Origin of the sequence: Megasphaera sp. ASD88, from assembly GCF_002287425.1 — a bacterium.
Classification (GTDB): Bacteria; Bacillota; Negativicutes; order Veillonellales; family Megasphaeraceae; genus Megasphaera; species Megasphaera stantonii.
On the sequence record NZ_NQXW01000004.1, the window covers coordinates 33,313 to 52,820 of the forward strand.

Annotated in this window: 2 protein-coding genes; both read left to right on the forward strand. The window is 50.2% G+C overall.

The genetic code is table 11. From position 1 onward, the window contains the following. Positions 1-118: 118 nt before the first annotated feature. Positions 119-1,783, forward strand: coding sequence for a ShlB/FhaC/HecB family hemolysin secretion/activation protein (locus CJ260_RS04105; RefSeq protein ID WP_095629276.1), 1,665 nt, complete (start codon positions 119-121; stop codon positions 1,781-1,783). Between the two features lie 25 nt (positions 1,784-1,808). After that, positions 1,809-19,508: a hypothetical protein gene (locus CJ260_RS04110; RefSeq protein WP_095629277.1), complete on the forward strand. Its 17,700-nt coding sequence runs from the start codon at positions 1,809-1,811 to the stop codon at positions 19,506-19,508.

Sequence of the window (19,508 nt, forward strand, 5' to 3'; positions counted from 1 at the left end):
AAGAAGTATATGACTGCACGAACTGCGGAGCAGTTGGCAAAAAGTTTTGTATGACGCATAAAAAGTTATTATAAAGAATAAAAATACGATAAAAAGACCATAGAAACAGGAGGGTTACATGACGATGAAAGTCTGGACTAAATATATATCAGTTATCATTGCCTCCAGCGTGCTCCTTGGGGGTCACGCATGGGCTGTCGAATTGCCGCCGGCAAATGAGCTAGCCGGGATGAATGATTCGGGCGTACAGCTTAGCCGCACGCGCCAATACCTGGAATGGCAGCGGACGATGCAGCGCATTTCCGAAGGCCGCGAAGCGAGCCAGGTAGAGGATCAACGGGAGACGACGCCGGAAGACACGTCGAAAGCCGTCCGCTTTCAGCTGAACGACATTATCGTCGACAAGTCGGACGTACTGAGCAGCGAAGAAGTACAGGCTGTGACGGCGCCCTATATCGGCAAGGAAGTCTCCATACAGGACTTATATGCCATTGTAGAACAGATCAACGAACTGTACAGCAAAAAAGGCTACATGACCTGCCGGGCCTACTTAGCCCCGCAGACCATTAAGGGCGGCGTCGTCCATATCAGCGTCGTCGAAGGTAAGACCGGCACCGTAACGGTACAGGGAAACGACTCGACTAGGGAAGATTACATTCGAAACCGCATCGCTATTGAAGAAGGAAAGATAACTAATATTTCCGACGTCAATAAAGATCTCCTGCGGTTCAACGCGACGAACGATGCGCAGCTGCGCATCGCCATGAAAGCCGGCGAGATCTATGGCACGACGGACTACGTCATTACGGCCTATGAGCCGCAGCAGCAGATTTTCGGCCTCTTTTCCGATAATGCCGGCAGCGAGACGAGCGGCCTGTACCGCGGCGGCATGTTCTGGCAGGCCCGGAGCCTGACGGGTGTCCGAGATTCTCTCATGATGACCTCGGTCTTTTCCGAAGGCACGAAATCCTTTGGCTTGTCCTACTCCCTTCCCATCAACCGCAATGGGACAAAGCTGGGGATCAGCTACAGCACCAACAGCGTCCACATTACGGACGGGCCTCTGGAAGACCTGGACGTCAAGGGCCATTCCTATGCCTACGGCATTTCCCTGACCCAGCCCATTATGACGACGGAAACGGTGAAATCCGAAATGGGCCTGGAATACGGCTACCAAAACTCGAAAACCGACTTCATGGGCATGCACTGGATCGACGACACCGTCAAGGGCTGGTCCCTGTTCTTTGACCAGATCGACTACGGCCGGACGACGATTTTCTATCAGAAGCACGCCTATCGCGTCGGTGATTACGACGACATTGCCGGCAACACGCGGCATTTCGGCAAATATTACTTCAATACCTTATATCAAAAAGCGTTTCCATCGGGACAAATGATAACGGCCCGCTTGGACGGACAGCTCAGCAGCACGCAGTATCTGCCGACAGCTGAGCAATTCTATATCGGCGGCATGTACAGCGTCCGCGGATATACAGAAAGCTTGCTCGGCGGAGACAGCGGCGTCATGGGAAGCATTGAATATACCATTCCTCTTACTTCGTCCAGGAAGACAGATGCCTACGTATTTCTCGATGGCGGCCGCGTCTGGGGCGAAAGCGCCTATGACGATACGATTCTCGTTGGCACGGGATTTGGCATCAAGACGGCTATTGGCGACCATATGTCAATAAATGTTGGCATGGGCTTCCCTCTTATCCGCACGGTCAATGATGAAGAACAAAGCCGGGCGAGAGTTCATTTTTCCTTCAACAGTCAGTTCTGATACAGATACGTGAGGAGGCAGGACGATGAAATACATACGACAATTTACGCGCAAACAAGAGCGAAATCATACGAAAACATTAGAACAGCAGAAATACGACCTTGATTTGGCAAAAAAGGTATTGGCGACGATAACGGCGTTCAGCTTCATCGGTAATCCTTTCGTGGCCATGGCGTCGACGATTACGCGGGTAGACGCGCCGAATGACAACCTCATGAATGGAAATGTAGGGAATATTTACGCTGAAAAGATTGTAAATAATAATACGGCTGTCAACCGCTTCGATCAATTTAAGATTGACGCCGGTGATATTGCCAATATGTATTTCCGGACACAGAACAACGGATCATGGGCAAATAACTTGGTCAACTTTGTCAACAGCCGCATCGATGTAAATGGCACGCTTAATGCGATTAAAGAAAACAAAATCGGGGGCAACTTGTTTTTCTTAAGCCCGAATGGCATGGTTGTCGGCAAATCTGGCGTCATTAATGCTGGGTCGCTGTTTGCCATGGCACCTAAACATGGGTTTGATCCTGAATCAACGTTAGATGAATATAACTATACGTATGAAGGATTGCGTGGAGCATTTGAGTCTGGAACGGTTACGGATGAAACGCTGAATCGAATGATGACACTTGATATTCCCTTGAATTCCAGCGGTACCATCAGCGTATTAGGGACGATTAATGCTGTTGGCGACGTTAAATTGGCTGCGGCTAATGTTGCCGTTGGAAAAAATGTCAGCGGAGAAAACTTGGCTGACGGAACGAAACAGGGAGAGATCGTGACGGGTGCGGCAATTCGAACAGGCAGTGCGAATAGCTTTAATTTTTCTGATTTAGTAAATATCAAAAATAGTGATGGCACGATCAAGACTAATGCTGGTTTGGGAGATAATTTGACTGCTATAGAAACCGGCAGCGGTGATATCGTATTATTTGCCAAAGCAGAAGATAAGAATATAAAGTATAGCGATTTTAATGACTTAGGCAAAGAAATATTAGATCAAACAGTAAATCTTGATATGCCTAAAACCATTGAAGCATCTGTCGAAAATTATGGCACAATTAAAGCAAAGGGCGGTGCTGTTCTGAAAGCTGAAGCTACGAACGGCAATAAAGATTGGGCAGAAGAGACATTAAAAGACAATACGCCTAATGGCGTAAAAATCCCGGACTATGTGCCCGTACCTGCAGCCAATGCGGATAATTATGTTCAAGTCATTGCTAAGGTAGATGTGCAGGGGGATATTACTGCTGGCGGTGACATTGTGCTTTCTGCTGATGCAGATAACACGTATGTAGATGATGGTTCATCTCTTACGGATAAGGTAGTAAAAGTATTAGGAACACCCATCACGCCGATGGCAGCTAATGTCATGATCTTAGACAATCAAGCGAAAGTCACTGTAGGCAAGGACGCTGCCATAACTGCTGATGGAACTATTGACGTTCATGCGAATGCTGTCCTCGATGGAACGGCTGGTGCGGCAGCTAATGGCCGGAAGCTGATCAAAGCGGTTTCAGATGCTATTCCTTCAGCAGCTGTTGGCTATGCCCGTGCTGAAAACAGCGCAGCTGTACAGATTGACGGTAATCTTACAGCTAAGGGAGAAACTGTTTCAAGTGAAAACAATGACAATGCAGCGAAAGGTGCAGTTAATATATCGGCATATGCTGAAGAAAATTTGAATAACACGGCTACTATGAATTTGAAGTCCGGTGCACTAGGGGCTGGATCGTCTGTTTTAGCTGCATCTGTTGCTGTCAGTGATAGTAAAAATAATGCAGATGTTACGATTAATGGTACGGTAGCGGCGGGAGACGCTGTTATTAAAGCTGATACGAAAAATGCATTGGTAACGAGTGCTGCAACGAAGGCGCCAGATGATACGGCATTAGCAACGGCGGTTAACGTCATCACGCACAGCGGTCATGCCAATATTGGTATTAACGGTAATATTACAGCGCAGGATGTAACTATTGATGCGACCAATTATACTGATGAAAATACTATTACGGCGGATAACTCTCTGGGAATGGGAAAACTCATGGCTGAAGCTATGAATGCAGCTAACGTTGGAGGCATAACCAATGCGCTCAAAGAAAACCCATTAGTGCAGAAGATAATCAAAAACGACGGAACTTCTACGGCAGAACAACCGGGACTGCTAAAAGAACTCAGTGAAAAGATGGCTGTCGGCGCAGCTGTTGTCGTTGCTGATGAAACTAACGAAGCGAACGTTACGTTTGGAAACACGGCTCAGATTTCAGCTAGTGGAGATATCCGTGCAGACGCTGATGTTACGATATATGATTCTCACTTGTACGCTTCCGGTACGGCTAATTCCTATAAAAAGGACAATAACGGCAATACCGATATGGTAACTGTAGGGACAGGAGTCGTCTATGCAGGAATGAATAATAATGCCGCTGTTGTTTTTGAAGATGGAACGGCTGGTGAGGGAAATCATGCTAGCGTAACAGCGGCTCGCGATGTTACTATTACCAGCGGTACGACAATGGAATATCACCGTCCGGAACGGATTAAGCGAGAAATTGACAGAAGCATCAAAAACCTTGAATATGCGTTGGCAACGATTAAGGGTTTGCCGGAATATGAAGAGGAAAAATATACAGAGTTTATTAGTAGTCTAGGAACATTAAGCGGCGATTTACAAACGTACGCCGCAACATACAGTGACGAGTTTGTAAATGCTGTGGATAAGCCAGATGCCATTACAGCCGAAGGGACAGCCAGTCAGATTTTTGACGCTGCTTCAGGTGCCATTGGCATTTATAATGAAGTAATGAATTTGCAGCAGACGTTTAACGATATGTCGGATGTTACGAGTCCATTTAAAGCTGTCGTAAGCAACGCCCTTGGCGTAGTGACGAATTCTATTGCGTTTGTTGATCCTAATAATTATGCAAACGTCGCGGCCTCAGCGTCTGCCAAAGGCGGAACAGAAAGCACCAAGTTATCTGTCAGCGGAGCTGTTACCGTAACTGATTTCAGTAATACGAGCTCTGTTAAGGTCGGAACGTTTACAACGATGCAAGCTGGCAATACATTGGGGCTAACGTCGAAAAATACAGTCGAAGACGTCAATATTACTGGCAAGACAAAGCTTTGGAAAGGTGATGCTGATGCAAAAGGCGGTGCAGGCGTCGGCGCGAGTGTCAATTACCAGAATTTTGATACTGATTCTAATGTAATCGTTCAGAAAGGCGCAGACCTTACGGCTGGTGATATTTCCATTGGCAGTGACAGCAATATTTCCCATGTCGGTGCGATGTTAGGCGCAGGGAAAAGCGATGGCAGCGCTGTCAATGGCATGGTAACGATAACGGACAGTGACAGTTACAATAATGTCATCGTTGATACGGATGCTGTTTTGAAAGCTATTAAAGCTGCTAATACAACGGGGCATATTGATATTTGGGCAAATAATAATACGAATGTCAATAATGCAATTCTCAGTATCTCCGCCAGCGGAGCCAATGTTGGTGCCGGCATAGGCGTGGCTTTCAATAATATCGATGTACAGAACACTGCCCAGATTGCCGATATTGACAGCACTGATAGCGAAGAAGATGTGAAGGGAAACATTTCGGCATCGTCATTAAGCGTCAATGCTGAAACAACGGGTCTTATCAATGCCATCAGCGTTGCCGGCGGCATGACGAGCAGCGGCGAAAGCGAAGACGGGGAAGAAGGGTTCTTTGACAAAATACAGGCGCCTGTTAAAAAAGTGGAAGAAACGCAGACACAGGCCTTGGATAGAATTTCGAATATATCCAATAAATTGCAGGACGTGCTTCGCACCATGAATCTGAATTCTTCTTCTGGAAGTATATCATCAGAAAGTACAACTTCCGATGAAGGAGCAGGTGTTCCTGGATTCAGCTTAGCTGGAGCAGGAAGTGTATCCCTTAATTTAGTAGGCGATACGACGAAAGCTGTAATTGATGGCGCTGCGATTGATCTGACTGATGACGGCAAGCTGCAAGTAGGGGCAAGAGACTCTGCCTTTACTGGAGCTTGGAGCGGTGCAGCCGGCCTTTCGTTCCGCAAAGGAAACAGTGAATCGGGCGGCAATACGAGCGTCGCCGTTTCCGGTGCTGTTGGCGTCAATAATATCGACAACGAAATTACGGCTCTCGTTAAAAACAGCAAGATTACCGGTGCCAAAGATATTGATGTAGCTGCTGTCAGCGGCGGCACAACCGTTGCTGCCGGCTTGGGAGCAACGCTGACCAAAGACTCGACGGGCGGCAAAAATTACAGCGGCGGCGCGTCAGTTTCGGTAAACTTGATTGATAAGGATGTCCATGCCAACATGGACGGCGTAGACTTGACGGGCGTCATAGAAACTGAAAATGATACACAGAAAAAGGTCACGAATATTGACGTGGCAGCCTATGAAAGTGACGTGCAGGTTACAGGAGGCGTCCGCGCCGATATAGCTACTGGCGGCGGCAGTCTTGTCGGCGGCAGCGTGACAGTGGCTGATATTAATAACGATATCAACGCGGGCATTTCTGGCGGTACGTATACCGATGTAAACGATGTCAATGTAAAAGGCCTGCTGGCGACGACGCAGGTTACGGCAGCTGTTTCGGCAGGCGTAGTAGCAGGCGGCAACGGCACCGGTAACAATGCTTTCAGTGGAGCCGCCGTATATAATGGACTCAGCAATACTATTGAATCGGCTATTGATGGCGCAATGATTACGGCTGGGGGAACTGTATCTGCAACAGCTAAGGATACGAAAGCTAGTTCGGAAGAAGCAAAGCCGTATCAGGATTTGCTTGGCAGTTACGCCGATCATAATAAATTTGCTGCAGATAGAGGCATTGATACATCTGGCACCAGCTTCTATATTGGCACTGATCAATCCAATGATGGCTTGGACACAGCCGGTGTATCGGTTGGTTACGACAAAAATGGAAGCACAATTGTCGGCGCAGCAGCTGTCATTGCTGGCAGCAAAGACAATGCTGCCGGGGCAGCTATTAATATCGCCGATATTGATAACACGTTTACGGCCTCTGTTAATAATGACGCTTCCGTCACGGCCGACACCGTCCAGGCTGAGGCTAATGCGGACACGCTTCTCGTCGGTGTCGCTGCTGGCGTGGCTGCTGGTACGAAAAACTTCGGCGGCATGGGAAGCGTAACGTGGCAGGACATAAATAATGACGTCACGGCTCAGTTTGAAAACTCTGTAATTACTGCGAATGAAGCAAAGGCCAACGCGAGCAGCAGTACGCAGGCTGTCAATGTCGCCGGCGCTGTTGCTGTTGGCAAAACGGCTGGCATCGGTGCGGCATTAGCGTATAATGGTCTGGATAATACGAGTGGCGCGTATATGAAAGGAAATACGATCCGGGCGCTGAGTGATGATAAGACTGTTGATGTCAGTGTCGAAGCTAATAATACGGGAAAGGTCTATGGCATAGGAGCCGGTGTTGCTGCTTCCAAAACGGTCGCTATCAACGGCAGCGTTGCTGTCAATCGCGGCGGCAGTAATACAGAAGCTATAATCGATAAGAGCGATAGTGAGAATTCCGTTATTTCCAATGCTAGTCAGGTAACTGTTGCAGCAACGGATGACACAGATCGCCTGGCAGTTGTCGGCTCTGTTTCAGCTAGCGGCAAAGCGGCTGTTGGCGGCGGTGTCGCCTATAATGACGTCGGCGGTTCGTCGGCAGACAATGAAAACAGCAGTCAGAATACGCTGGCAGCTATACGGAACACAACTATTGATATGTCGGATAACGCACCGTCAAATGCGGATGACAGCGCACATCATATCGATGTTAGTGCTAAAGATCAATCTAAGCTGACGAGCATTGCTGCAGGGGTAGCTGCTTCAACCAATGCTGCTGTACAGGGATCTGCAGCAACCTCTTTGGTTAATAAAAATGTATCTGCTGTCATTGAGAATACGGATGTAGATAAAAATGGAGAAAACGTTGCTCAAGTAACAGTGGATGCGCAAAATAACAGCCAGATTACCAGTTCTGCTGATACGGCGTCATTTGCTGCCCAAGGTGCTGGTGTTGGCGCAGGCGTAGCTGTAAATCGCATTGTGCAGCAGACAAACGCTGCTGTAAACGGCGGCACGATGAATGTCGGCAATATGACTGTCCAGGCTGATGGAACGCCGCGGATTGAAAATATCGGCATTGGTATTGCAGCAGCTGTAACCGGTGCTGGTGCTACGGGATCTGTGGCAGTCAATATGATAGACAATGACGTGACGGCTCATATTGGTGACGGCGCAACGGTTATTGCTGATGGAAGCGTCGGCGTTATAGCAACAAGCGATGAACAGATCAGCAATTACGCCGGTCAGCTTGCTGCAAGTGCGAAAGGTGCCGGCGTGGGCATATCCGTCAGTGTCAACCAAATTGCTGGTACTACGAGTGCAACTGTCGGCAGCAAGGATGATAAAGAGAATACAACAGTAACTGCTAAGGGCAAGCAATCGTTAACGACGAATACAGCAATTGATAAAAAGTCTATAAATGATGCGCTCATTGATGGTAAGACCGTCGATATGGATTCACATATTACACGCGGAACAGAGACTCGAAGCGGGCTTATTATCGATGCTTCGTCTACGCGTGATATGAAGTCCTTCTTAATTACTGGCGGTGGAGCCGGAGAAGGTGCTGGTATTGCTGGTACAGTAAATGTAAATCAAATTAACGGCGCGACGAATGCGGGTCTTGCCAATTCAGTCGTAAACGGCAGCATATCACCGGATGAAACAGCAGGAAACGTCTATGTTAATGCTGGCGATTATTCCAATAGCGCAGGCTTTGTTGGCAGTATAGGCGTGGGTGGCATAGGTGCCGGCGTAGGCCTTGGCAGTGATACGAATACCATTAGCCGCTCTGTTGCAGCTTCTGTTGAAAATAGTGACATCAAGAGTACTGAATTTAAGTTAGATGCAGATTCGGCACAAGGTATTTCATCGTTTACGGCAGGTGGCGGTATTGCCGGCATCGGTGGCGGCATAGCCGGCGTCGTGACGGTGACGGAGCTTAATAATGCGACCAAAGCCATATTCACAGGCAGTACCGTATTGGCTGATTCTGTCAGTATGGCAGCTCATCATACCGGTATCGTAAATGCTGGGAACGTCAGCGTAGGCGGTGCTGGCCTTGGTGTAGGCGGCGGCCTTTCTGTAGGCGTATTGAAGGATAATTCGGATACAGAAGTTATAGTCGAAGGCACAGAGGCTGAAAAAGCTAGTATTACTGCTGGCGGCTCTGGTGGAGTCACTATTTCAGCTGAAAATACGACGACCGTTAATCCGATGATTTCAGCCAATGGCGTGGGAGCAGTCGGTGTCGCTGGAGCTACTTCTATCAATAATTTAAATAGTCATGTAAAAACTAATATCATCAATACGGAAATAGAATCAAAGGGTGGTATTAGTGGAAAAGCAAATAATACATTTAATATAAAGGCTTATATGGGTACAATTGGTGCCGGTGCTGTCGGAGCCGGTGCAGGCGTAACAGTTAATACGATTGACAGTACGGTACAGACCAATGTCAGTGGCAGCACGTTGCAGGCAGCAAATGATGTGATATTCACTGCTGACGAAACGCGTCATATTGAGCAGACAGCGACAAACGTTACGGCAGGCGGCGTAGCTGCTGGTGCTAATATTGCCGTGACGACAGTCGGACAAGAAATTTCTGCTGATACAGATACGGGGAAAAAAATTTCCGAGGCTAACGCTGTCTATGATAATGAGGCTGCAGCTGATTTATTAAAAGGATCGGAAGCGGCATTGGATACTGCTGATATTAATGACATCACTCTTTCCGTCGGCGCCGAATCTGGAGGCAGCGGCAAAGATTCGCAGATTACCGTCAATGTTTCAAATAGTAACATAACGGCAGGCAGCACGATTAAGGCTGAAGCGACGGAACAAGACGACATTGATATGACCTTAGGCAGTGGTGCCGTTGGCGGCGCAGCTCTCAATGCTGGCGTTGGCGTTCTCAATGTAAACCGTAATGTAGGTGTTAATGTTACAGGCGGCAGTATGACGGCAAATGACATTGATATCCATACGGATATTACAGGCGATGCCAACCTTGATGTATATCAAGGCAGCGCCGGTGTCGTGGCCGGTAATGCCGCTGTAGGACAAGCCAGTACGAGCGGCAGTAGCAAGATTAATATTAGCAATGCAGGATTTACGAGCAATTCACTGGATATATTGGCAGCTGATCATGGCGTAACGACTGTCGATGTACTCGGCATTACGGCCGGAGCCGTTTCTGTCGGAGCCATTGTTGCCGGTGCTGATAATGAAGGCAGTACAGCCATTACAATTGCAGGGAGTGAAGCAGCCGATAAGGACGGCGGCAATGACGGCCGTATTTCCATTAAGACGGACAAGGCCAATACGGTGACGGCTCATGCCATGGGCGGCGCCGGCGGTGCTTTAGCGGCCCAGGGCGTCGCAGCGACTGCCAGCGACAGCGGCAAAAGCAGTATTACCTTGAATAGTGGAAATAAATTAGTTGCGAAAGATATCGTCATCGCAGCAAAGGCTAGTCCAGCCGTTAAAGCTGTGGCGGACAGCGCAGCCGTCAGTGTGTTTGGCACGGCTGGCGGCGCCGGTGCGGAGGCGACGGCCAACGGTACTGTTGCCGTGACCGTGGCTGACGGCAACGAACTGAACGCCGATACCGTAGATATTTCCGCTGATGCGGCGACGCAAGACGGTAAAAATACGGCTGAAGCGGCTGTCGTCGGCGCCAGCGGCAGCGGGTATTATACCCTTGCCGAAAACTTGGCAAAGGCCGACGTAGCCATGAATGTTACCGTAGATGTCGACGATGTCGCCTACAAGACGGAGACGACGAAAAAACTCATTGGCTATAAAGACGTCGAGGGCAGTGAGGAAGGCGAGCGTACAGAAGTATATGCAGAAGATACGAAAGGCGTGACGAACCTCACGCTCAGCAGCAACAACGCCGCCAAGGCGGCGGCCGATGCGCAGGGCATCACCATTGGCGGCATCTTCTCCAGCGGCAACAATCAGGCATTCACTTCGAATACGTCACAGACGAAGGTTAGCCTCGCCAGCGGCAGTGAAAATACGTTGCTTGGCAGTTTGAACGTAACGGCAACCGGTGCCGGAGACAACACGGCGAAGGCCGACGGCAGCGGCGGTGGCCTCGTAAGCGGCGATTTGGCGGCTTACGTCAAAAATGAAATGAACGCGACGACGCAGGTCGACATCAGCGGCACGTTGGAAGTCGAAGGCGACGTGCGCATCGAAGCCCTGCAAAGCGACACGGCTAACATCAATGCCGACGCCCTGAAGGCGGCTGTCGTCGGGGCGAGCGCGACGAAGGCTGACAACTCGATTACGGGAACGACGGGGATTTCTATTAGCGACGCCGTGATTACCAGCGGCGGAGATATGGATGTCAACGCGGCTAATACGGTGACCTTCGGTGACAAGGAAAACTATGCTGTCGAAGGCAGCGGATACGGCGGCGTCAACGTACAAGGCGCGGTATTTAACAATATTATCGATAAGAAGGCAAATATTGCCATTGACAATAGCACTATCACGACTGACGGTGCTCAGAATTATGAAGCGAAGACGACGGGCAATTTGAACATAGGCGGATATATCAAGGCTGCCGGCTTAGGCGCATTTACTTGGGTAGATGTCAATAATACCGTTACGTCTACCGATACGGTGGCTGTCGACGAAAACAGCTCGCTGAAGACGAAAAAGGCCGGCAAAGATATCGTCCTGGCCGCTGTAGATAATATGGATATGGCAGTCATCGGCGTTGCCGATACGCAAGGCGGCGCCGTTGGCGGCGCAAGCTCCGATGTGACGAGCACCATGAAACGGAACAACAGCATTGCTGTCGACGGCACGCTGTACAGCATGAACGATGTCAACCTTTATGCCGGCAAGGACAAAGACGGCAGCGAAGGAAAACTGGATCTGGAAGCCGATTCGGAATCGTACAATAAGACGGCCCTGGCCGTATCGAATCCCAAACTAAACGATGCGGTGAACCAGAATAACACTGTTACCATCGGTTCTGGCAGCAAAGTCAGCAGCGTCCGCAACATCAATCTGTATGCTGATGCTGGCAAGGAAACGATTCGCGACAGCAGCGTCTTGTACACCTGGTATTGGAGCGATAAAGACGAAAACTACACCAGTTCGACAGTCGGCCACGAAGAACCGGACAATAAGCACAGCAATAATTTTGTACAAGCCGACGGGACGCTCACGGCAGGCGTACAGAACAAGCAGTATATCACCATTGGCGGAGACGATTCGCAGCTCGTCTTCTTCGACGACAAAGTCAAAGATGCGGTAAATGCTTATGAAAATGGGCAGGAGGCCGTAGGAAAGGACGACCTCATCATTAATGCTTCAAAAGGCGTGGATACGGATGGTATCGGCACGGGGACTATGGACTACGGCACGACACTGTTCGAGCGCTACAATGAGCTGGGCGAATTGATGCAGGCCTATGCGGAAGACCCAAGATCGACTGCTTATTTGGGCTATAAAGCCGAGCGAGACCGCATAATGAGTCAGATGGAGTCGATGGGCCTGATCGAAGAGATTAAAGTTCTCGATAATAAAGGCAAGCCAACGGGAGAAACGTATAAGGCTCCTGTCGAAGGCGCTACCATCGACTATATCGAGCTGTCCGACATTGTGGCCAGCGGCGGCAATATCAACATCCAGAGCGATAACCTCAGCGGCGAAGGCTCCCTTACGGCGAAAGGTGCGCCGGAAGTCGTCGTCAATAACAACACGAACCTCTATCTGAAAGTAAATGACATTACGATTGGTGAAGCTGGCGGTGAAATCCATTACAACAATACGTCCCTCACCGGCGACGCGGCGAAAGACAATGCAACTATCGAAGGGCTCAACAAAAATGGGATGTCGGCAAACTTTGCCGGCATTTCCCCGGACGCCGCAGCGGAAACGGGCGGTCGCATCGTCATCAACGGCAATTATGGCGGTACTGCTGTGTATGCGAAGGTGACGATTGACGGCCAGAACCAGAATATCCAGATGACGCCGCGGGCCGACATCGAGATTAATGGTCTCGTCGACGGCGGCGACGGTATAGTAGAAATCAGAAGTGCCGCGAACAATATCGTCATCCAAGGGGACAGCGCCTCTGACAGCGCCGGTGTGAAAGGCAAGACCGTCAGGCTGAGCGCCAGCAATGGTTCGGTCAGCCAGGGCTTCCAGGAAGGCATCGTGAGCATCGGCGGCGACGTACAGGATCAATATGCTTCACAATATGAAGAAGGTAAGACCCATTTCGACGATATATACGGATTCAAACATGATACGGTCCATGACGAATGGAGCAAGAACGAAGAGGTAAAATCTGACGGCAACCGGATTGCCGGGGAAAATATCTATATCAGCGCAGCCGACATCAATATCAATGGTAAAATTCAGAGTGGATATGAAAAATACGTTGTTGAAATTAAAGATACGAGTGAAGTACAAAATAAGATAAATGATCTCCGGCAGAACTGGCTGGATAGCGGCAGCGGTGTTTTGTCTGATGCTGAAGTCATGACGGGAGATACGTACCGCATCGTTACGGGCGAAGATGTATGCGGCGAAGACGGCGTATATTACCGCACCTTAGACGTATATTACAATCCTTATACGGGACAGCTCGTCGTGCCCGACGTGGACGCCCACGGCGGCCAGGTCTATCTCACAGGCCGCATTAGCAGCACTGGCAGCGGCAGCATCAAGGTGCTGGACGGCGCGTATGATATTAACGTCCACAACGATACGACGACGGATCTCCAGTTGGGCAAGCTGGTCAGCAACGACGTATCCGGCCTCATCAGCATTACGGATACGGCGAAAAATACGCTGACAGAATTTACTCGCGGCCAGACTATCGTCAAAGATTTGACGAAACTTGAAGATGGCGATTATGTAACCCTAGATACTATTAAAGGCGGCTCAAACGTATATAAGCCTCAGGAGGGCCTCCGTTACAACTGGACTACAGGGCAAGAAGTTACGACAAAGGAAGAATATAGCAATACCATTAAAGCCGGCTTGTGGGGCGCTGTAGATACTATGAATAAAAAGCAGTTGGATGACTTCGAGGAAAAGCATAAGCCGTCGACTCCGGCGAAAGAAACGGAAAAAGACAAGCCTAACGGCGAATACATTGGCAGTATCAGTACGCGCAAGGACGGCATCGACAACTACGACAACTTTATCGTCATTTATGATAATACGAAACTCAACGAAGACCGCGTTGGTCCCGGCGAGCCGGAACGGTGGAGCACAGGCTTCCTCGGTTGGTTCAAGTGGGAAAAATATACGTGGTCGGTGACGACGGGGACATCGCAGCAATACGTCGCCAGCGTCAAAGCCGATAAGCCCATCGAAATCGGCTTTTTCGGCAACGCCGACGGCAACAGTAAAATCAACATTAATGCGGCAGGCAACATCAACCTGACTAATACGATCGGCTCGGCCAGCAGCGGAACCGGTTCTGTCATTGACATCGCCAGCACAGGCGGCGCCATCAATCAAAAAGGCGGCTCCCTTGTCGGCGATAACATTAACTTGCAAGCGGCAGCGGGTATCAACGATGTAAATATCACTTCTATGGGCGATACAGTTCAGCTCAATGCCGTCAACAGTGGCAGCGGCGACGTAACCATCGATGTTAGCGCTGCCTACGGTACGAAGGGCAACGTCGTCATCAATCAGTTGTTTGCAGGTTCAGCCGATGCGCAGAAAGGCAACGTATCGTTGACAGCTGCTGGAAATATTACTCAAAGTGGTACGGGTGTCAGCGTCAGCGGTAACCGCATCGACCTGACGAGCGAAAACGGTGCCATCGGCACAGATGAACAGGCTATCGTAGTAAACGGCGGGCAGAGTATTGTCGACGGCACGGATTCGCTGTCGGCCAGCGTCAACGCCCAGGCCAAAGACGACATTAACTTGACGCAGGCCCAAGGCGACATGCGTATTGGCCGCGTTTATTCGGACAATGGCGACGTAACCATCACGGTGACAAATGGCAGTCTCATCGACGCCCTGCCTGACGGCGAGACCATCGACCGCGGCAGTACAGACGCGCTTATCCAGAAGTGGAAAGACCTGGGCCTCATCGATGGCGACGGTAAATACACGGAAAGCCAAGAACAAGATGTAGCCGAGTACGCAGCGGCTGTGAAAGAGGAATTCAGCAATTACGAAGAACTGAAAGATTATTACGGCCAGCAGGGCGAAGTTTCGCAGGAATATAAGGACGCTTATGCGGCCTATAGCGAGGCCAAGAAGCAGTACGATGACTTGCAAGCTGAATATGCCGTGTACCAGAAAGGCGAAAAATATTATACAAGTCCGGATAAGGAACCGCAGAGGAACCAGTATAAAACGGAAGATGCTTATCAAAATGCCCTTGCAGAATTTAAACAAGGCAAAGAAGCGTTTGAAGCGGCCAAAGAAAAATTTGCAGGCTATGATTCTGTTGGTGCATATATGGAAGCAACTTCTCCAGACGCATATAATGCGTACATGAAGCCTTCTGTAACTGTGACAGAAACTGCACAAGATGGCACAATGGTTCAGAATACGCTCGACATGAAATCTGCCTTTGACGGATATGCGGCATATGAAGCATTGGCAGAAACTTATGGAAACTATACGAGTGCAGAAGATTATCTGAAGCATAACGATGATGCTCAAGTGCACATTGCTGAATTGCAGGAAGCTGGAAAGGAATATTGGAACAAAGAGCAACTGCTGTATGCGATTTCCGATAATATCCTCAATCCTGACATCAGCGAGACGGACAAAGTTGTCAAAGACCCGAACCTTAAGGGGAACAATATTACTGTCGTCGTCCATGGCGGCAGCGCCGGATTGAACAGCGATACAACGAAAGTTATCGGCGTTTCCGATTTAACTGATGTGGCTAACCTGCAAGCTCTTGCCAACGCCAGTGCATCCAATGTAACGTGGGATGCGGCGAAGGAAGAATTTACTATTACAGACAAGCTGCCCTTAGGCATCCAGAGCAGCGGAGCTATCCATATAGAAACGGACGGCAATGCATACTTAGCTGGCCGTACAGAAGACAATGCTGCCATTGAAAATCAGCTGAACATCGATCTGATTAACGCTAACGACGGAAAGGGAAATATTACCTTACAGGGACATGATGGCATCTATAATGTCCATGAAGGCGACGACGCGGCGATTATCGGCAATGATTTAGTAATCCAAGGCGGCGAAAATGGTTCTATCGGCACGGATGAAAGAATGATGAACGTAGTGCTGAATGGAACGCTGCAAGCACAATCTAAGGGAAGTATCTATGTCAAGCAGCTCGGCGGTGATTTAGAGCTTGTGTCTGTAGGCGCTGGTGAAGACATCGTATTGCAGGCATCTGGGAGTATTGTCAATTCCGGCGTGACATTGGCCGGTGGTGCGGAAGGCCAGATTACCAGCGAAGGACAAGGCATAATATCTCTAGTTGCCGGCGGCGGTATTGGCAGCGCTGACGATGGATTGAATGTCGAAGCCAACGGCGCAGTTGTCAATGCGCAGGCAGAAAGCGACATTTATCTGTCTGGCAGCGGTGATGGCGGCACGTTGGTTTTGGGTGCGATTTCTGGTGAAAACCTTAACGTTTATAATGAAAAAGGAAGCGTAGCCTTAGGACGTACAGATGATGAAGGAGAGGATGTGGAAGTTGTTGAAGGTTCTATTGCGACGGCTGGAGATGCAGTAATTACTGCAAAAGATAATATCGAGTTGTCTGATGGAACTATCAGCGTTAATGCTGGAGCAGGCGAGTTAACCCTGACGGCTGAAAACGGCAGTGTGACCCAGAACGCAAGCTTGGAAGGCAGCGATACCGGTATCTATGCAGCCACGGTCAATGTTTCCAGCAAAGGAAGCCAGCTGCTTGAAAATGCAAATAACGTAGTTACGAATTTCGTAGTTCACGGTTTGGAAGAAAACAACAGTCTTACTGGAGATGTTCATCTTGTGAGCAATGCAGGAACTGTAAATATCGATTTCTCTGATGACGAAGACAACGGCATTACGGTCAACAACGGCAGCATCGATGTTTACCATACCGGCGCCAATGGCCTCAACGTGACCGGTTCGGCGACGACGCAGAAGACTGACGGCAGCGAAGAAGCCGCCGACATCAACTTCCACAGCAATGAAGGCGCTATTCATGTCGATGGCACCATGACTGCCGGCGACAGCTTCACCGCTGTGACCGACAGCGGCGCCATTACCCTTAAGGGCGACGTCACGGCTCATAACGGCGACGTCGAAGCGACGACGCAGAGCGGGGCCATCGAATTTGGCGGCAGCGTGTCGGCAGCACAAGGAAGCATTACCGCAAATACCCAGGTCGGCGAAATCCGTGTGACCGGTCAAATGACGGCCGGACAGGATATAAACCTTACGAGTGGTGCCGGAGCTATTACCGTCCTCGGTGGAGCTGCGGCGGGAAGCCACTTCTCTGCTGCGACGCAGAGCGGCGACGTGACCATCGGCGAGGCCGATGAAGCTGGCATCGTGACTGGCGACGTCACAGCAGAAAAGGGCACTGTCAACGTTTCGACAAACAGCGGTTCCGTTACGGTGAACGGCGCTGTATGGTCCGGTACGGATACGACCTTCCATGCCGGCGGTACGGAAGAGGCTGCCGGTGACATTACGGTCAACGGCGCAGTCCATGCCGACAGCGCCGTGACGGCTGAGACAACTGTGGGCAGTATCTTTTTCGGCGGCACGACCGACGCCGGAACGGGCATCACGTTTACGAGTAATGTTGGCAACATTTCGACGACGGGCAGCTTGACGACGGCAAATGGCGATGTGTCGGCTAAGACAGGCAGCGGTACGATTACCCTTGGCGGTGACGTAACTGCCAACGGCGGCAGCGTGACGGCCCATACGGGCAGCGGCGATGTCAGCGTCAGCGGGAAGGCTGACGCCAGCCAGGACATTGATCTCAGCAGCGACGGCGGAGATATTACTGTAAAGGGCAGCGCGACGGCTGGCAGCAACTTCTCAGCGGCGACAGGTAGAGGCGGCGTTACGTTAGGCGGAACGGTAACGGCTGAAGCCGGTAAGGTCCTTGCTCAGACCGGCAGCGGCATGATCCAAGTCGAAGGCGATGTCTATTCGGATCTCGATACGGAATTGCAGGCCGGCATTACGGAAGACGATACAGGCAGCATCATCGTCAAAGGCGAAATTGCTTCCGGCAAAGAAGTACATGCTTCAGCGACAAACGGCAACATTCGTTTTGAAGGCATAACGACGGCCAGCGCCGGCGACGTGACGGCAACCGTTTCTGGCGACGGTGATATCACGTTTAATGGCGCCGTAACGGCTGTATCGGAAGGCGACGCAGGAGGCAACATTGCGGCAACTGTTTCCGGCACAGGCAATATTACGACGGACCGCGATGCCGTATTCAAGGCGGACAAGGATATTCAATTCACGACGAACGTCGGAAATATCACGGCAAACAGCGCGGTAACTGCCGGCGAGGACATCGTTTTCAAGGTACTGACTGAAGGCAATATGACGCTTCGCGATGACCTGAAGTCTGAGCAAAACATTGATTTGAATGTAAATTCCGGCAATATCCTCTTTGAAGGTACGCAGGACGGCGTCCATGAAGACATCTATGTAACGTCGAATGGCGGCGACGTGACCGTTTCCATCAACGAAGGCGGAAGCGGCGTCATCAAAGACACGAACAGCGAAGGCCCGACAGGAGACTGGGCGCATCTTAAAGCGGAGGAAGGCAATGTAACCGTTAGACACGACGGCATAGGCGACGTCGACTTATATGAAGTCTATGCTAAGAAAGACGCGGGTATTTCCGTAGCTGACGGCGACCTCCATCTCGTCAATGTCAGCGGCAACCTCGTAGCTGTTTTCGTGAAGTCCGAAGGCAAGGAAATGGATGTGGAAAACATCGAAGCGGCCCAGCAGATTGCCATTTCCGGCTCCAACATGGATTTGGACAGCATCACGCAGCGTGAAGACGGCGACGGTTTCCTGGTCATTACGCCGGAAGGAACGGCGGACGACCAGCCGATTGACAACCTCGTGATCGGCGACATCCTGACCAACGGCGGCGTGCGCTTCGACCATCTGTGGCTGAATACCGGCAATATCCACGTCAGTGAGGGAGCGCTGCATCTGGACAAGGTTTACGTACAGGATAAGGCCACCTTCAGCACCGACGACATGACGACGAACGTCTTCGGCTCGGCTCCGGTCTACGATGACAGCGTATCGAGCTCGTACTGGGTCAACACGAGCATCAACAGCCCGAAGGACGACCTCGCGGCGTGGAACAGCGACGAGCTGAACGACAAGTGGATGCATATCTTCTTCTCGCCGGAAGGAACCGTCCAGATCAGCAACGGCAACCTGCTCCATCTGGCTGACCACAATTACGCATACAATCAGCGGTATAGCCAGGTCAACTGGATGAATATATTCACCGATGAGGATTTCTACAACTTCTACGACAAGTATTACGCGCCTGACCTGTCGTACCACGAACGGTACGGCCTGACGAGCGGCAGCGGTCACAGCGTGGAAAACGCTGAAGAAGACGAGGTCATCGTCGAATAA